Source organism: Anaerobacterium chartisolvens (assembly GCF_003337415.1).
Taxonomy (GTDB): domain Bacteria; phylum Bacillota; class Clostridia; order Acetivibrionales; family DSM-27016; genus Anaerobacterium; species Anaerobacterium chartisolvens.
This window is the reverse complement of sequence record NZ_QPJT01000015.1, coordinates 64,714-80,999: the sequence shown is the minus strand read 5'-3', so window position 1 is coordinate 80,999 and position 16,286 is coordinate 64,714. Positions and strand designations below refer to the sequence as shown.

The following is a 16,286-nucleotide window of genomic DNA, read 5'->3' as shown; positions in this document are numbered from 1 at the left end:
ACGGAGATTTTTCTTTTTATGAGGCAATTTTCAAGGAAAAAGAAAAATCTCACTACAAACTTGTGTAGCGAGATTTCCTTTTGCTGTCAATATGTCTCAATTGCCAGCTTTTACTTTGGCGGAAAGAGAGGGATTCGAACCCTCGGAACGGGTTAGCGTTCACACGATTTCCAGTCGTGCGCCTTAGACCAGCTCAGCCATCTTTCCATAAAATTATGCGGTACAAATACCAGCACCGCTTAACTATTTTACATTAGATGCCGCTCCTTGTCAACAAGGATTAATTTAATTATTATAGAATTTATTACAAATTTGTTATGGGAGTTTGTTCAGACACTTGCATTCTTCATATATTTTTACCTGCACTTTATGTAACAAATGCTACAATCTATTAATATATTAATATTACAAATGAAATTAATATTAACATAAAGTTGAAAGGAGAGTTCATATGGGCGGATGTGGAGGATATGGAGGATTTTTTGGAAATGATTGTACAATACTGTTCTTTATAATCATATTCCTTCTGTTGTTTTATTGCGGCGGAATAGGTTATGGCGCTTGCAAGGATAACGCATAAACATACTCCTTAAGGGTAGAAGTCACCTGCTGGTGGCTTCTATTTATATAATGGACATAGTTTTTAGTGGGGATATATATTTGATTATTTCTGCGGAGGTGAAAAGGTATGCATATGATTACAAGGGATACAGCTAAAAAGGTTATTAAAGGGGTTGTGTACAAAGACTCTAACCATAATAATACTGTGGATAAGGATGAGCAGGTGCTTCCCGGTGTTACGGTAAATCTTTACAGGTCTGATCCTAAAAATAAAATTGACCCGGCAAAGGATGACGGGGTTTTTGTAATAAAGGAAAGGCTTATATCAAGTGTAAAGACGGATGAAAACGGAGAATACAGCTTTGATGCTGATGGAGGCAAATATACCGTAAATTTGGACATAAATACACTCCCTGAGGGAACGGGAGCTATAAATACCGACATATATATTGATGAAAAAAAAGCCTCTGTAAATGACTTTGCATTAAGAGATGTGGCTTCTATAGAATTAAAAACGGGAGACATTCAGGAGGTTGAATTTAATGAGGATTTCTCTTTGAACATGGTTTTAAAGGACCGGGATGGAAACATATTGGCAGGGAAGGTAAGATATTTGTTTGACAACCGGCAGCTTAGTCTCGAGGATAGCAGATTTTGTCTCAGGCATAATGATTTGCAGAGCGTTAAGCTGAATGTAAATATATCTGCGGGAAGTGTAACCCGGCAGGTTTTAATAAATACAAAAATACCCGAGGTGTCTTCTGAGGGAAAGGTAAGAATGGCTTTTGAAAACGGAATTCTGGACGAAAAGAAAAAGATACTCCATTATCTGCACTCCATATTTGACAGTCAAAAGCTCACAAGGGAGTACAGGTCTTCAGTCCCTATTAAAAGCGCCACTACAATGATAAAGGAGATATATGACTATATTTTGGGAGATAATGCCGACAGTGAGATTAAAAGAGAGGCTGAGAGGTACATATCATCCCCTCCTAAGCTGGACAGGGCTTATACCAGCAAATCGGGCTACTTTAAAATACATTACACCCTGTCGGGAGCAAATGCGGTATCTGCGGCAGATACCAACAGGAGCGGCATTCCCGATTATATAGAGTCTGTGGGAGCGGCTTTTGATAATTCAAGGAATATAACGTGCGAGACAAGAGGCTTTAAAGCCCCTGTACTCGATCCCGGCAAAAAGGATTTTGACATATATGTATATGACTTAAGAGGAATATACGGGGTGATGTTTCCAAAAACCTTTTATGGGACGTCATCATGGGAACCTAGAACCTCATCCTGCTATATATGCATAGATAACAGCTATGCGGCCTCAAAGGGATTTAAAAAAAGCAGGAATGATTGTATGAGGGTGACGGCTGCGCACGAGTTTTTTCATGCCGTACAGAATGCGTATAACGCAGATGCCGATTCATGGTGGAAGGAGGCAACGGCTACCTGGAATGAGGATGAAATATATACCAGCATTAATGACTATATACAGTATATAGACAGGGTGTTTTCCAATCCTCAGAAGTCGCTTGAACAAAGCAATTACGGGGGAGTTATATTTGCAAAATACCTTTCGGAAAATATGGGAGGGCATAAGATTATAAAAAGGGTGTGGGAGCTTCAGGCAAAGGCGCATCGAAACAGCTTAAATGCCATCAACGACGCCATAAGGGAAATAAATCCTAAGGACGGTATTGAGACAGCATTCGAAAGATTTGCCGCCTGCAACTTTAATCCTGCTCAGTATTACAAGGAGGGAGCATTGTGGACCTCGGCCCTTAAGATAAAAAACATATATACGGCATATCCCGTTGGGCATCAAAGCGGAAGGCTGGATCACATGGCCTCCTGCTATGTACTTTTTAAGCCCTCTGTCGGGGCTGCGGGGAAAAATCTCAAAATAACGGTTGAAAGGCGCGGGGATAGAGGAATGAAGTTTAAGCTCCAAAAAAGGAAGCGCAGCGATGATTCCTGTGAAATTTCAGATGTTCAGCTATCAGGAAGAAACAGCAGAGCACAAATAATATGTGAAAGCTTTGGAGAAATGCATAAGGAAATATGCCTGATTCCTGTCAATGTACATAGAAAGACAGATAGGATTTATTATAATTATTCCGTCAACACCTGAAAAATTTAATTTATTCTCTGCCAGGGAGGGTAACACAAATTGATAAGTGTGAATAGTATGATAGTGACTGTAAAAGGCTCTTGGAAGCGTAAATAAAAGCATAGCATGGACTAAAAGCCTGTTATGGAAGTACAAAACACTATTGGCAGGTTTGACAGGTACTTTTGAAAAATGTGTAAGCATTATAAAAATTTGCGTTGGAATTATTCCCGCAATACCGAATAGTGATTTTGAAAGGAGTGAATTAATTATGTCAGATGAAAGAGGCGGATTTGGCGGCTTCTTCGGAGGAGGAAGCGAGTGGATATGGATAATAGTTATAATTGTTATCCTGTGCTGCTGCTGCGGAGGCGGATTTGGCGGCTTTGGAGGATGCAACAGCGGATATTGCAAGGATTAGATGTACATAATTTAAAGGCTTAAAGCCTGAGCAGGGAGGGTGTATACACCCTCCCTGCTTGCATGTAAAAGCCCTTTTATAAGCTTTTTATATTTACAGGCAATATAAAAAGCTTGTGAGATAAATTTCCATTATTTATAATTGTAGATTTGGATAATATATTATGCTATAATATAACATCGTAAATTTATTTTTATACATGAGGTGTGGAATGTTCGACAAACTTGAAGTACTGGAAAACAGATACGATGAAATTAACCTGAAGCTGAGCGATCCTGCTGTTATTTCAAATCAGGATGAGTATAGGAAGCTGATGAAAGAGCATTCCGAGCTGGGGGATATCGTATCAAAATACCGTGAATACAAAAAAATCAGCAACGATATCGACGAAACTAAAGAGCTTCTTGGAGATAGTTCCGACAAGGACTTTAAGGAAATGGCCGAAGCTGAATTGAAGGAGCTTTATGGGTGCTTTGACAGTGTTAAGCAGGAGCTCAAAATATTGCTGCTGCCCAAGGACCCCAATGATGACAGAAGCGTCATTGTTGAAATAAGAGGAGGTGCGGGCGGGGAAGAAGCCGCTCTTTTTGCGGGAGTTCTTTTCAGGGCGTATTCAATGTATGCCGAGCGAAGACGTTGGAAAACAGAAATACTTGATTCCAATGCCACTGAGCTGGGAGGCTTTAAGGAAGTGGTGTTTTCAATAGAGGCAAAGGGCGCTTACAGCCGCTTAAAATTCGAGAGTGGGGTTCATAGGGTTCAAAGGGTGCCTTCCACCGAATCAAGCGGAAGAATACATACCTCTACCATTACAGTAGCGGTTTTGCCTGAGGTTGATGAAGTAGACGTGGAAATAAACGCCTCAGATTTGGATATAGATACATACCGCGCATCGGGTGCAGGGGGGCAGCACATAAACAAGACCGATTCTGCCATCAGGATAACGCACAGGCCAAGCGGAATTGTGGTTACCTGTCAGGATCAGAGATCTCAGCATAAAAACAAGGACAAGGCAATGAAGATTTTAAGGTCAAAGCTTTATGACATTGCACAGATGCAGCAGCACTCCGAAGTTGCACAGGCAAGAAAAAGCCAGGTGGGTACGGGGGACAGAAGTGAAAGAATCAGGACATATAACTATCCTCAGGGCAGAGTTACGGATCACAGAATAGGCCTTACCTTATATAAGCTGGAGGAGGTTTTGAACGGAGACTTTGACGAGATCTTTGATTCTCTGATTACTTCAGACCATGCAGGGAGGCTCGGAAGCGGAAGCGATGAAGAGGACTGAGGGTTCTTAGGCCTTATTTAATGAAATACTGCAATATTACCTCTCCTTCGGGAATAAGATTAAAAGGAATGTTTTATTACCGGGAGGAGCTATGGAATATTTGATCCGTGTTACGTTAATAGGTTTGGCGTCGGGAATTATAGGAACCTCTATAGGCGGGCTTATGGCTTTTTTCATTAACGATATAAGCAACCGCTTTATGAGCCTCATACTGGAATTTTCGGCAGGGATAATGACCTCTGTTGTATGCTTTGAGCTGATACCGGAAGCATTCAGACTGGGGAGTGCGGGTCTGGCCTTTTTTGGAATGTTCGCAGGTGTTTGTGCTGTTATATTATTTGAAAATATGCTGAGCAAGGCGGCGGTTTTCAAGAGGACGCACAGGGGAGACAAGCTTTTGCAGACAGGAATACTCACGGCAATGGGGATTGCACTGCATAATTTCCCCGAGGGCTTTGCAGTTGGCTCGGGCTTTGAGGCATCTGCAAGCCTGGGGTTTACACTTACCCTTGTTATATTGATACATGATATACCAGAGGGAGTGGCAATGGCTGTACCCATGAGAGCCGGAGGATTTTCAAAAATGAAGGCTTTCTTAATTACGGTGCTTTCGGGTGTACCGATGGGATTGGGCGCCTTGGCAGGGGCCGTTCTGGGAGAGCTTTCACAGCTTTTCATACCCGTATGCCTGGGCTTTGCGGCAGGGGCAATGCTTTATATAGTATGTGCTGAAATTGTGCCTCAATCAAAAAGGCTATACGCTGGAAGGCTTCCGTCCCTAGGAAATGTTATCGGTATTTTATGCGGCATTTTAGTTACAATATATAATTGAAGGGAAGGTAAGGGAGTGTGAAAACTGAAATTATTGCGTTGGATGTAAACAGCATAGATATGGGAAAGCTTGGGTACTGTGCTGAGGTTATAAAGTCCGGCGGCTTGGTGGCATTCCCTACCGAAACGGTGTATGGGCTGGGAGCCAATGCACTGGATGGCAATGCTGTTTCGGGAATTTTTGAGGCAAAGGGGCGCCCGGGAGACAATCCTCTGATTGTGCATGTTGCCTGTAAAGACTCTGTCAATAGTTTGGTTGCCGGTATCCCTTACAAGGCCTCCCTTATGATGGACAAACTTTGGCCGGGGCCTCTTACCATCATCATGGAAAAGTCCGGCATAGTTCCCGATGCCGTTACGGCAGGGCTGAATACCGTAGGTGTAAGAATGCCGGCGCATCCTGTGGCACTGGCTTTAATACGGGAGGCCGGTGTTCCTGTGGCGGCGCCCAGTGCAAACACCTCGGGGCTTCCCAGCCCTACAATTGCCCGCCATGTCATTGAGGATTTGCAGGGTAAGGTGCATGTTATCATTGACGCGGGAAGCGCGCAAGTCGGCTTAGAATCCACAGTTGTGGATATGACGTCGGTGCCTCCCGCCGTACTGAGGCCGGGAGGAATAACTCTATTGCAGCTTGAGGGTCTGGTGGGCCCTGTGAGTATCGAACCATCGGATGCGGACGGAGCAAAAAAGGATTCTGTCCCCAAAGCTCCCGGGATGAAGTATACTCATTACTCTCCAAGAGCGAAGGTGATTGTCGTGGAGGGGGAGGTTAAGCACGTTGCCTTTAAGATAAAGGAATTGGCGGGCGAGTATAAAGGCAGGGGCATAAAGGCCGGAATACTGGCTACACGGCAGACCATAGACATGTACCCTTTTGAAAACGTAATATCAATGGGCGACAGGGACAATCCCGAGACAATAGCTGCACGCCTGTTTAAGGTTTTAAGGGAGATGGATTCCATGGGTGTGCAGGTAATAATATCGGAGGCAATAGACAGTGCGGGAATAGGTCTTGCCGTTATGAACAGAATGAATAAGGCGGCAGGGTATAATATAATAAGGGTTTGATTAGGGAATTGGGGTTAGAGCTATGAAAAAAGTACTTTTTATTTGTACGGGAAACACCTGCAGGAGCAGCATGGCTGAAGGTATTTTTAAATCTATTATAAAGGATAATGCCAAGCTGTCTGTGGAATATACCTGCAATTCTGCCGGAACCGCCGCCTTTTCAGGGGACGGTGCCAGCGGAAACGCAATCAGGGCATTGATGGAGCAGTGGGACGTTGACATAAGCCTTCACCGCTCAAAGCAGGTAACGGACAGAGATATAGAAGAAGCCTCCATAGTATTGACAATGACAAGAGCCCATAAGGAAGGGATCATTTCGATGTTTCCCAAGGCGCGCGGTAAAGTATTTACCCTCAAGGAGTACGCTTCCGGGGCTACCGATTACTATGCCTCGGGAACCTCCAACTATGATCTTGACATTGTCGATCCGTACGGAATGCCTCTCCATGTGTATAAGCAGTGCGCGCGCGAAATAAGGAATTCCTTGGAGGGAGTTGTTCGCAGACTGGAGAAGGAGCTGCATATATAGAAAAATTTCGTAAGGAAAGTTTTTTTGACATATAAAACCTGATACTATAAAATAATTATGAAAAGTAAATAAGGAGGATACCAGCAATGATTGCAATAGGCAGTGACCATGGGGGATACGCATTAAAGTTGAAGATTATGGAGTTTCTTGAAGCTGAAAAATACGAAGTAAAGGATTTCGGAATCTGCAGTGAGCATTCGGTGGATTATCCTGATATCGCTCTGCCTGTGGCACAGGCAATAATAAATAATGAGTGTGAAAAGGGAATACTTATATGCGGGACAGGCTTAGGTATTTCCATAGCGGCAAACAAGGTGCGCGGAATAAGAGCTGCCGTCTGCACCGACAGCTATATGGCAAGGATGAGCAGAGAGCATAACAATGCTAATATACTTGCATTGGGAGGACGTGTGATAGGAGTTGACCTTGGGCTGGATATAGTACATACCTGGCTTAAGTCGGAATTTAAGGGCGGAAGGCATTTAACACGAGTAAATAAAATTTGTGAAATAGAAAAAAATTTTTTAAAATAAGGGAGGTATTTGCGGTATGAATAACGTATTTGTTTTTGACCATCCTCTTATACAACACAAGATATCCCTTTTGAGAGATAAAAATACAAACACAAAGGAATTCAGGGAACTGGTTTCAGAAATTTCAATGCTGATGGGATATGAAGTGACAAGGAATATGCCTCTTAAGGAGGTAGAAATAGAAACTCCGATAGGTATTGCAAAGACAAAGGTGATTTCGGGAAAGAAGCTTGGGATTGTGCCTATTTTAAGGGCCGGTCTGGGCATGGTGGATGGGATGATACAGTTGCTGCCCATGGCAAAGGTGGGTCATATAGGACTTTACAGGGATCCTGAAACCTTAAAGCCTGTGGAGTATTACTGCAAGCTTCCTGTTGACGCGGCGGAAAGGGATATTGTTATTTTAGATCCCATGCTTGCCACAGGGGGTTCTGCATCTGCTGCAATACAGTTTATAAAGGACAAGGGCGTAAGCAGTGTAAAGCTCATGTGCCTTATAGCGGCCCCGGAGGGTATAAAAAGAGTTAACGAATCGCATCCCGATGTTGAAATATACTGTGCGTGTGTGGATGAGAAGCTGAATGACCACTGCTATATCGTTCCCGGCTTAGGGGATGCGGGAGACAGGCTGTTTGGAACTAAATAGCTATTGTCCGAATAAATAGATGCTTTAAGAAAATACATTTTATGCCATTAAAGGGTGGGGGTTTTACGTATGAGGCCGACTTGGGACGAGTATTTTATGGACATTGTGAATCTTATAAAGACCAGATCCACCTGTATAAGGCGTCAGGTAGGGGCTCTGATAGTAAAAGATAAAAGAATACTTGCCACAGGATACAACGGCGCTCCCGTGGGCTGCAAGCATTGCGCGGAGATCGGCTGCATGAGGGAGCAGATGCAGATACCTTCAGGGGAAAGACATGAGCTGTGCAGAGCTATCCATGCAGAGCAAAACGCTATAGTTCAGGCTGCGTATTCAGGAACAAGCGTTAAGGACGGTACTATGTACGTAACTCATCAGCCCTGCGTATTGTGTGCAAAAATGATAATCAATTCAGGAATTAAAAAGGTCGTTTTCAGCGGAGAGTACCCAGATAAGCTTTCCTCCGAGCTGCTTAAGGAAGCAGGCGTAAGGGTGGTCAAATTTTAAAGAAGGTGTTGTTTTGATATACGAGTATTTTATATCCTTCATTTTGTCCTTTATTGTAGCTTTTTCTGCCACACCCATAGCAAAAAAGGTTGCTTTTAAATGGGGTGCGATAGATGTGCCGAGAGACAACAGGAGGATGCATAAAAAGCCAATTGCCAGGTTGGGAGGCCTGGCAATTGTATCAGGCTTCTTAGTGGCAATATTATTTACCTCGGTAAGCCTGTATATAAGTGCCTCAAGTGCTTTTAAACCCAATTTTCAATTTATAGGGTTTCTTGTGGGTGTACTTATTATTACAGTAATAGGGATAATAGACGACATAAAGCAGGTGCGTGCAAGGTACAAGCTTGTGTTTCAAATTACGGCGGCATGTATAGTAGCTTTTACAGGTACTCGTATAGGCTTTGTGACAAACCCGTTTTCTTCAATAGGTATTTCCGAGCTCAATCCTGTAATATCCTATGGTATAACTATTTTATGGATAGTAGGCATAACAAATGCCGTAAATCTGATAGACGGGCTTGATGGCCTTGCGGCTGGAGTATCCTCAATAGCTTCTCTTTCGCTGTTTTTCATATCCATAATACTTGAAAGATGGGATATAGCAATAGTGACAGCGGCTTTAGCGGGATCTGCGCTTGGCTTTCTTCCGTACAACTTTAATCCCGCAAAAATTTTTATGGGGGACACAGGATCAAATTTTTTGGGCTTTGCGCTGGGAGTGATATCCATACAGGGTACACTGAAGTCCTATGCTGCCATAGCAATAGCAATTCCACTTCTTGTGCTTGGGCTTCCTTTGTTTGACACTTCTTTTGCCATTATCAGAAGAATTATAAATAAAAAGCCTATAATGGAGCCGGACAGGGGACATCTTCACCACAGGCTTATTGACATGGGGTTAAGCCACAGGCAGTCTGTTGTAGTAATGTATACCGTAAGTGCCACTTTAGGGCTTTGTGCCATAGTGCTGGCGGATAAGGGAGTATTGAGCGCCATTATACTGGTGCTGGCCATTTCCGTTTTTGTTATAGCGGGAGCCAGGTATATGAGTGAAATTACAACAAGAGATGATGAGGAGCTTGAAGAGGTTCCCGAAAATGATCCGGCAAAGAATTCCAATGATTCTGGTGACGGTGATGCTATGAACGAGGGCATATCTTCTTCAAAAGAAGAGGCTCCTTCATCGGAGGAAGACACTCCTTCTGTACCCAAGGACATATCTTCTGAATTGTCATAAAATATTATATTACATGTGCTTAACAGTAAGAGGAGAACCAAAAGTGAAAAAGTTAAAAGTAATGACTGTTTTCGGTACCAGACCTGAGGCAATAAAAATGGCGCCTCTAGTAAAGGAACTGGAAGGGAACGAGAAAATTCAATCGGTTGTGTGCGTTACGGCGCAGCACAGGCAAATGCTTGATCAGGTTCTTAATATTTTCAATATAAGGCCTGATTACGATTTAAATATAATGAAGGATATGCAGACTCTGGCGGGTATTACCACAAGGGCTATAGAGGGCTTAAACGGTATCTTCGCAGACGAAAAGCCCGATATTGTGCTGGTGCACGGAGACACCACAACAACCTTTGCGGGGAGTCTTGCCGCGTTCTATAATAAAATACCTGTGGGGCATGTGGAGGCCGGCTTGCGTACGTTTGACAAGTATTCTCCTTATCCTGAGGAGATGAACAGAAAGCTCACGGGAGCACTGGCGGACATGCACTTTGCCCCTACCGGAAAAAGCAGGCAAAACCTGCTGAATGAAAATATACCCAAGGATAAGATATATGTTACAGGGAATACAGCGATTGATGCTTTAAAAGCAATTGTCACCGATAAACGCGGTTTAAGCGGCACAGGACTCCCCCAAATTGACTATCCGGGAGCAAGAGTGATTGTGGTTACGGCTCACCGGAGAGAAAATTTAGGGGAGCCGCTAAAGAGCATTTGCCGTGCATTAAGGGTCATAGCCGATAAATATGCCGATGTACACATTATTTATCCCGTACACTTAAACCCCGCAGTTCAGAATGTGGCAAGAGAAATTTTGGGAGGCCATGAAAGGATACACCTGATTGATCCTCCTGATTATCAGGAGTTTGCGGCTTTAATGAACAAATCCTGCTTTATAATGACTGATTCAGGAGGGGTGCAGGAAGAGGCTCCGTCTCTTGGAAAGCCTGTTCTTGTGCTTAGAAATGAGACTGAAAGGCCGGAGGGGATATCGGCGGGAACTCTCAAGCTTGCGGGCACGGATGAGGACAGGATAATTGCCCTTGCCGGGGAGCTTCTGGAGGATGCCTCGATATACGGCATGATGTCTAAAGCCGTAAATCCATATGGGGACGGACAAGCGTGCAAAAGAATAGCGCAGGCTCTTTTATATCAATTTAAATACAGCTCCGAAAAGCCCTGTGAGTTTGGGGCATAGAGAACAAAAAAACACCGCGCCTTTTAAAGGCGCGGTTCAATACCGACACATATAAAGAAGGAGAGGGGCGTTGTCCCGTAAGGAATAGCACCTCTCTCAAGTTCACGGTTTTCCTGCTCACTGCTTGCTTTTTTCTTCTAGCATGTTAAGCTGCGCTAAAAATCTGTCATAGTCACTTTCAAACAGTCTGTCTTGTATGACACGATATTTTTCAAATTCACAAAGTGCGTGCTGCTCGGCTATTTGTGTGGAAATTTTTCCTGCGTTTGTTAAGAGTTCGTTCCCGTCAGCCTGTAAAATTAAGTCAAGGTGTTTTGCCCAGTCTTCCATTGTCATTGGAATATGTCGTAATGCACGGCGTTCCGCCAAATCAAGATACGCCGACACGATAAGCTCTAGCGAATGCAATTCCACCTCCGACAAATAATTTTTTGCCACAACAGCGTCGCTACGCTGGATTTTTCCTTGCGGTGCGTCGTTCCAAGTGGTCAAACCCATATGTTTTTTTTGGGCGTTTGCACGATTATATATAACCTCAGCAGCAGTGTTGCCATGAACAGCAAAGTGTAGCTTGTTTTGTACTTTAGCGAAAAAATCCCGTGTGGTTTTTGCTGTGCTGTCATAATCAAGACTTGTTGCATAAATGTCGGTTATTTTCTGATAGAACCGCCGCTCACTCAAACGTATTTCACGAATTTTTTCAAGTTGTCGGTCGAAATATTCCTGTGTGAGGATTGTTCCGCCGTGTTTTAAACGCTCCTCATCCATAACCCAGCCTTGAATGGTGTAGTCTTTCACAATCTGATTCGCCCATTTGCGAAATTGGACAGCACGTTCGTTGTTTACTTTAAAGCCTACCGCTATTATTGCCTGCAGGTTATAATGGTTTGTATTATAATTTTTCCCGTCGGTGGCAGTTATTAAGTATTTCTTAATAACTGAATCAGGTTCGAGTTCGCCGTCGTCAAAAATCTTTTTTAAATGTTGGTTAATAGCTGCAATACTAACATCATACAGTGTAGCCATCATTTTTTGCGTAATCCAAATATTCTCATCCTGATAGCGAACTTCAAAGCTTTGTTCATTGTCTCCTGTTGCAGCAATAAATGTCAGATATTCAGCTGCACTGGAGCGAATTGTGATTTCGTTATTCTTTTTCTTCGCCATAGGATTTATGTCCTCCACTTTTTTATGTTTAAAGTTTATATTTATTAATTGCCTGTATAATACCAATTTCATAATATCACAGAAGTCCACGTCAAGAATACCCATAGTTCAAATTATATACAAAAAAACACGGCGCCTTTTAAAGGCCCTGTGTTTTTTCTTTTTGCTCCTTTTAAGGGAGCAGATCCTTAGAGCTTCCCGAAGGGCTTTCTATAGTCTCGGGCTGCGATTTATCATATATGCTTCGCAATATAACAATGTTGACCCTTCTGTTTTTGGCCTTATTTTCAGCGGTATCGTTTTTAGCTATGGGCATTTCCTCCCCGTAGCCTGCAGATGAAATCTTTTTGGGGTCGATTCCGGCATTTTTAACAAGAAGCCTCAGCACATTATTTGCTCTGGCAGTTGACAATTCAAGATTATCTGCGTATTTAGATGCTCTTGACAGCGGATCCGAGTCTGTGTGGCCCTCTACCTTTATGTAGTTACCGCTTATCTTTTTAAGCACCTGTCCTATTTCCTCTATTGTAGGTTTTGAATTGGGCTCTAAATCTGCGCTTCCCGGCTTAAAAAGAAGCTGTGCGGTGATTGAAATGACTATTCCCCGCTCCTCAAGCCTTACATCTACATTTCCTCCTAAGCCGCCGCTTTGTATAAGCTCAGACACGCTTTCTCTCACAGCCTCCATCTGCTGCTGCTCATTCCTCGACGGAATCACCGGGCTTGAGGGAAGCGCGTTGGCCCCAAGATTTATGGGGGAATTCCCGCCGCCGCTGGTGGGCATGAAGGTAGTGCCTGTGCTTGTTCCGAGAACCTCTTGAAAGGACTGGGAAAACTGCTCAAACTTCTGTTGGTCCATCTGGCTCATTGAGTAAAGTATTATAAAAAATATAAGCAGCAGGTTCATAAGATCGGCATATGTCAGCAGCCACCGTTCGGAGGTATCCTTTACTACCTTTTCCTTCGCCAATTTTTATCCCTCCACTTCTTCAAGCTGTTCCTGCTTTGAGTCTGATTTTCCACTCATCTTTTCCAGAAGCGTAAGGTTTAGCTTTTCCTTTATTATCCTCGGGTTTTCACCTGCCTGTATGGAGAGCAGCCCCTCTATAATCAGGTCGTTTATCATTTTTTCCCTCTCTGCCTTTACCTTGATCCTTGAGGCAAACGGAAGGTATACGGCATTGGCAAACAGAACACCGTACATTGTAGCGACAAAGGCTGTAGCTATCATGTGTGCAAGAGCGACGGTATCGGCGCCCATATGCCCCAGTATGTTTACCATTCCCATAACCGTACCCAGCACCCCCATCGTAGGAGAATATCCACCCGCTGCCTCAAATATCTTGCCCCCCGATTCATGAATGCTTTCTCTCAGCTCATTCTCCCTTTCCAGAATATCCTTTATTACTTCTGTTTCTATGCCGTCCACAACAAGAGCCAGACCCTTTTTAATAAGCTCGTTTTCATTGCTCTGCGCATCCTGCTCCAGACTTAAAAGCCCGTCTTTTCTTGCCTTCTCCGAAAGCTCGGCAAGCTGGTTTATCATATCTACTTCATTGTAATGCTTTATAGTAAAAACTGTTTTTAATGCACCGGGAAGTTTTTTCAATTCCGAGACGGGGAAGCTGAGAATTACAGCTCCTATGGTGCCAATAAGAACGAAAGAGGCTGCCGGAGCAGATATCAACCCGCTAAGTGCGGTAAACTCAAATTTCGCTTCAATAAGAAAACCTAAAATAAGACCTGAAAATGCCGTAATAAGTCCGATTAAAGCACCAATATCCATAAAATCACTCCTGTAGATGAATTATTGCAACCATAATTGCAATTTTGTAATTGTGCAATTGTTACATAAATAAACCATGGCACAAAGAAATAACGGAGGCAATATTGTAAACGATTGCTATTTGTTAAAAAAAAATCAATCAGGGTATTGATTTAAATATACCTCTGTGATATTATAATTTACAAATTTATTTTTTTGTGCAACAGCCTTGCTGGCAGGGCATTGCAATAGTTGTAAAGCCCTCATGCATATTTTGTTTATCGGCATTTGTATATTGGAACTTTAATTATTTTTGATAACTATGTGGATTAAAAATTTATTTGGAAGTAAGTTGGAAAAGTTTATAGCCAGAAGAGTATGTGTGCTTTTTTTATTGCTGGCGGTATTGAATTTAATATTTATAGAATCTAAATGGACGGTGCTTTTTGGGTTGTTTGCCGGAGGTGCTTTCAGCCTTCTGAGATTTTCTTCACAGGCATCGTTCCTATCACGCGTGCTTGTTAATGGCGACAGGGGTACGGCTCGAAGGAGAGTGACATTGAATTATATAATGAGCCAGCTTGCTGTTATTGTACTGCTTACGGCTGCCATTAATTTAAGCTTCCCATTATTTGCAGGGGTTGTTGCGGGTATTTTGTTGGTTCCTGCTGTTATCTTTATTAATAACATTACCGAAATACTAAGGGTAACGCATAATAATTTTGAGTAAGAAGGTGCAAACAATGGAACTAGGTGAAAGACTGACTTATGCCATGCAGTCTCACGAGCTGTTCGGTATTCGGATTTTTGGATATAGAATCCCGGTATCTGATACTATGGTGGTAGTGTCGATTATTGTAACAGCCTTGATTTTGCTTGCTTTTATTTTCACAAGAAAATTGGAGGCAGTGCCAAAGGGTAAACAAAATGTTGTTGAAGCTGTTGTGGAATTTATAAATTCATTTGCCAAAGAGAACATAGGCCATCACTGGAGATTCTTTTCAGCGTATTTAGGAACTGTACTTTTATTTCTTATAGTCTCAAACACTATTTCTATTTTCAATATATTTCCCGGACATGACTTTAAGCTTCGCCCCCCTACGAGAAATATAAATGTCACCGCCTGCATGGCCATTATATCAATACTGGTCGTCCTTTTTTCAGGCATAGCGATTAAAAAGCCCAAGGGCTGGCTTAAGAGCTTTGCGGAGCCAATGCCGGTAATATTGCCTTTTAAAATTCTTGACTATTTTATAAGACCGTTTTCGCTTGCGCTGCGTTTATTCGGGAATATAATGGGTGCGTTTATTATAATGGAATTAATATATCTTGTTATGCCGGCAGTAGTACCTGCTGCCTTGAGCATATATTTTGATTTGTTTGATGGAATCTTGCAGGCGTATATATTTGTCTTTTTGTCTTCGCTTTATATAGCGGAAGCCATTGAGTAGGGGAGGTGAGGAAATGGGCGTGAACGGTTTTGTAGCTATTGCCGCGGCTATTGCTGCTTTTACGGGAATAGGAGCGGGAATCGGTATAAGCATTGCTACCGGTAAGGCTTCTGAGGCAATCTCAAGACAGCCGGAGGCATCGGGAAAAATAATGAGTGTTACTTTATTGGGAACTGCGCTTTCAGAAGCAACTGCCATATACGGATTTGTTATTGCGCTGATACTGCTGTTGATGAAATGGGCGGCATAATAGTATGTCTGTCTGTTTGCTTCAAAGAATTAAAGTTTAGATATGTGAAAGGATGTTTTACATATCCTTTCACATATTGATAACAAAAATCCATATTCATTTCTAAAAACAGCCGGATATTTCTTGATAGTTTAAGGGCAGGCCTTTAGGAATGGCATTATATATACAGTTTATTTAATTTAAGTATAGCTTCTTAAAGAGGGAGGGACATATGCTTTCATTTGAAAAGTTTGATTTTATTTTTGTGGCAATCAATCTGGTGATCCTCTATTTTTTCATGAGAAAGCTGCTTTTTAAGCCGGTGACTGAGTTTATGGAAAAGAGGTCTAAGGGCATTCAGGATTCTCTGGACAGTGCGGAGAAGGACAAGGCTGTGGCGGCTGAATTAAAGAAAAAATATGAGGAGCAGTTAAATACTGCCAAGGCAGAGGCGGATAAAATACTTGAGGAGGCACGCGCAAGAGCAAGCAGGGAGTGCGACAGTATTATATCCGAGGCCAGAAAAAATTCAGAGCTGATTATTTCCAAAGCAAGGGATGAGATAGAGCGCGAGAGAGAGCAGTCCATGAAGGATATAAAATCTCAGGTGGCCGGACTGGCGCTTGCTGCTGCGTCAAAGGTTATTGAGGCCAATATGGATACCGAGGGTAACAGGGCTCTTGTGGATAAGTTTATAGACCGTGTTGGTGCGGCTTAGCTTGATTATTTT

19 protein-coding genes and 1 tRNA gene are annotated in these 16,286 nt (G+C 42.7%); 16 read left to right on the top strand and 4 right to left on the bottom strand.

Annotation, left to right across the window (positions count from 1 at the left end; translation table 11 throughout):
- Positions 1-116: 116 nt before the first annotated feature.
- Positions 117-207, bottom strand: a tRNA-Ser gene (locus DFR58_RS13380).
- Between the two features lie 244 nt (positions 208-451).
- Here DFR58_RS13380 and DFR58_RS22515 point away from each other — a divergent pair.
- From DFR58_RS22515 to wecB, 12 genes are all read left to right on the top strand, one after another.
- The gene (locus DFR58_RS22515) at positions 452-580 is read left to right on the top strand and encodes a hypothetical protein (protein ID WP_278278813.1); all 129 of its coding nucleotides are present in this window, start codon (positions 452-454) and stop codon (positions 578-580) included.
- A gap of 108 nt (positions 581-688) precedes the next feature.
- Complete coding sequence (locus tag DFR58_RS13375; RefSeq protein WP_114298361.1) at positions 689-2,701, top strand: MXAN_6640 family putative metalloprotease; 2,013 nt, start codon at positions 689-691, stop codon at positions 2,699-2,701.
- A 250-nt stretch (positions 2,702-2,951) separates the two neighbouring features.
- Positions 2,952-3,101 carry a hypothetical protein gene (locus tag DFR58_RS21865; protein ID WP_170138151.1) on the top strand — a complete coding sequence of 50 codons (150 nt, stop codon included), beginning with the start codon at positions 2,952-2,954 and terminating at the stop codon, positions 3,099-3,101.
- A 211-nt stretch (positions 3,102-3,312) separates the two neighbouring features.
- Positions 3,313-4,392: a peptide chain release factor 1 gene (gene prfA / locus DFR58_RS13365; protein WP_114298359.1), complete on the top strand. Its 1,080-nt coding sequence runs from the start codon at positions 3,313-3,315 to the stop codon at positions 4,390-4,392.
- A 91-nt stretch (positions 4,393-4,483) separates the two neighbouring features.
- Positions 4,484-5,224, top strand: coding sequence for a ZIP family metal transporter (locus tag DFR58_RS13360; RefSeq protein WP_114298358.1), 741 nt, complete (start codon positions 4,484-4,486; stop codon positions 5,222-5,224).
- A 17-nt stretch (positions 5,225-5,241) separates the two neighbouring features.
- Positions 5,242-6,294, top strand: coding sequence for an L-threonylcarbamoyladenylate synthase (locus DFR58_RS13355; RefSeq protein WP_114298357.1), 1,053 nt, complete (start codon positions 5,242-5,244; stop codon positions 6,292-6,294).
- A 22-nt stretch (positions 6,295-6,316) separates the two neighbouring features.
- Positions 6,317-6,823: a low molecular weight protein arginine phosphatase gene (locus DFR58_RS13350; RefSeq protein ID WP_114298356.1), complete on the top strand. Its 507-nt coding sequence runs from the start codon at positions 6,317-6,319 to the stop codon at positions 6,821-6,823.
- Positions 6,824-6,909: 86 nt separating this feature from the next.
- Complete coding sequence (rpiB, locus tag DFR58_RS13345) at positions 6,910-7,356, top strand: ribose 5-phosphate isomerase B (protein WP_114298355.1); 447 nt, start codon at positions 6,910-6,912, stop codon at positions 7,354-7,356.
- A 16-nt stretch (positions 7,357-7,372) separates the two neighbouring features.
- Positions 7,373-8,002 carry a uracil phosphoribosyltransferase gene (gene upp / locus DFR58_RS13340; protein ID WP_114298354.1) on the top strand — a complete coding sequence of 210 codons (630 nt, stop codon included), beginning with the start codon at positions 7,373-7,375 and terminating at the stop codon, positions 8,000-8,002.
- A gap of 69 nt (positions 8,003-8,071) precedes the next feature.
- Positions 8,072-8,509 carry a deoxycytidylate deaminase gene (locus tag DFR58_RS13335; RefSeq protein WP_114298353.1) on the top strand — a complete coding sequence of 146 codons (438 nt, stop codon included), beginning with the start codon at positions 8,072-8,074 and terminating at the stop codon, positions 8,507-8,509.
- A 13-nt stretch (positions 8,510-8,522) separates the two neighbouring features.
- Positions 8,523-9,749: a glycosyltransferase family 4 protein gene (locus DFR58_RS13330; RefSeq protein WP_114298352.1), complete on the top strand. Its 1,227-nt coding sequence runs from the start codon at positions 8,523-8,525 to the stop codon at positions 9,747-9,749.
- Between the two features lie 43 nt (positions 9,750-9,792).
- A complete protein-coding gene (gene wecB, locus DFR58_RS13325; protein WP_278278812.1) occupies positions 9,793-10,944 on the top strand; it encodes a non-hydrolyzing UDP-N-acetylglucosamine 2-epimerase in 1,152 nt (383 codons plus the stop codon).
- Positions 10,945-11,061: 117 nt separating this feature from the next.
- Here the strand turns inward: wecB and DFR58_RS13320 are convergent, their stop codons facing one another.
- The 3 genes from DFR58_RS13320 to DFR58_RS13310 form a co-directional block, all read right to left on the bottom strand.
- On the bottom strand, positions 11,062-12,111 hold the full coding sequence (locus DFR58_RS13320) for a virulence RhuM family protein (protein WP_114298351.1): 1,050 nt from the start codon (positions 12,109-12,111) through the stop codon (positions 11,062-11,064).
- Positions 12,112-12,283: 172 nt separating this feature from the next.
- On the bottom strand, positions 12,284-13,081 hold the full coding sequence (locus DFR58_RS13315) for an OmpA/MotB family protein (RefSeq protein WP_114298350.1): 798 nt from the start codon (positions 13,079-13,081) through the stop codon (positions 12,284-12,286).
- A gap of 3 nt (positions 13,082-13,084) precedes the next feature.
- Positions 13,085-13,897 carry a motility protein A gene (locus DFR58_RS13310; RefSeq protein WP_114298349.1) on the bottom strand — a complete coding sequence of 271 codons (813 nt, stop codon included), beginning with the start codon at positions 13,895-13,897 and terminating at the stop codon, positions 13,085-13,087.
- A 331-nt stretch (positions 13,898-14,228) separates the two neighbouring features.
- Here DFR58_RS13310 and DFR58_RS13305 point away from each other — a divergent pair, with 331 nt between their 5' ends.
- The 4 genes from DFR58_RS13305 to atpF all read left to right on the top strand — a co-directional run bounded on the left by DFR58_RS13305 (position 14,229) and on the right by atpF (position 16,274).
- Entirely contained in the window at positions 14,229-14,606 is a 378-nt protein-coding gene (locus tag DFR58_RS13305) for a hypothetical protein (RefSeq protein ID WP_114298348.1), read from the top strand.
- A 13-nt stretch (positions 14,607-14,619) separates the two neighbouring features.
- Positions 14,620-15,327, top strand: coding sequence for a F0F1 ATP synthase subunit A (locus DFR58_RS13300; RefSeq protein ID WP_114298347.1), 708 nt, complete (start codon positions 14,620-14,622; stop codon positions 15,325-15,327).
- Positions 15,328-15,340: 13 nt separating this feature from the next.
- Positions 15,341-15,577, top strand: coding sequence for an ATP synthase F0 subunit C (gene atpE, locus DFR58_RS13295; protein ID WP_423230836.1), 237 nt, complete (start codon positions 15,341-15,343; stop codon positions 15,575-15,577).
- A gap of 211 nt (positions 15,578-15,788) precedes the next feature.
- Positions 15,789-16,274 (top strand): F0F1 ATP synthase subunit B, encoded by a 486-nt coding sequence (atpF, locus tag DFR58_RS13290; protein WP_114298346.1) that lies wholly within the window; start codon positions 15,789-15,791, stop codon positions 16,272-16,274.
- Positions 16,275-16,286: the final 12 nt, after the last annotated feature.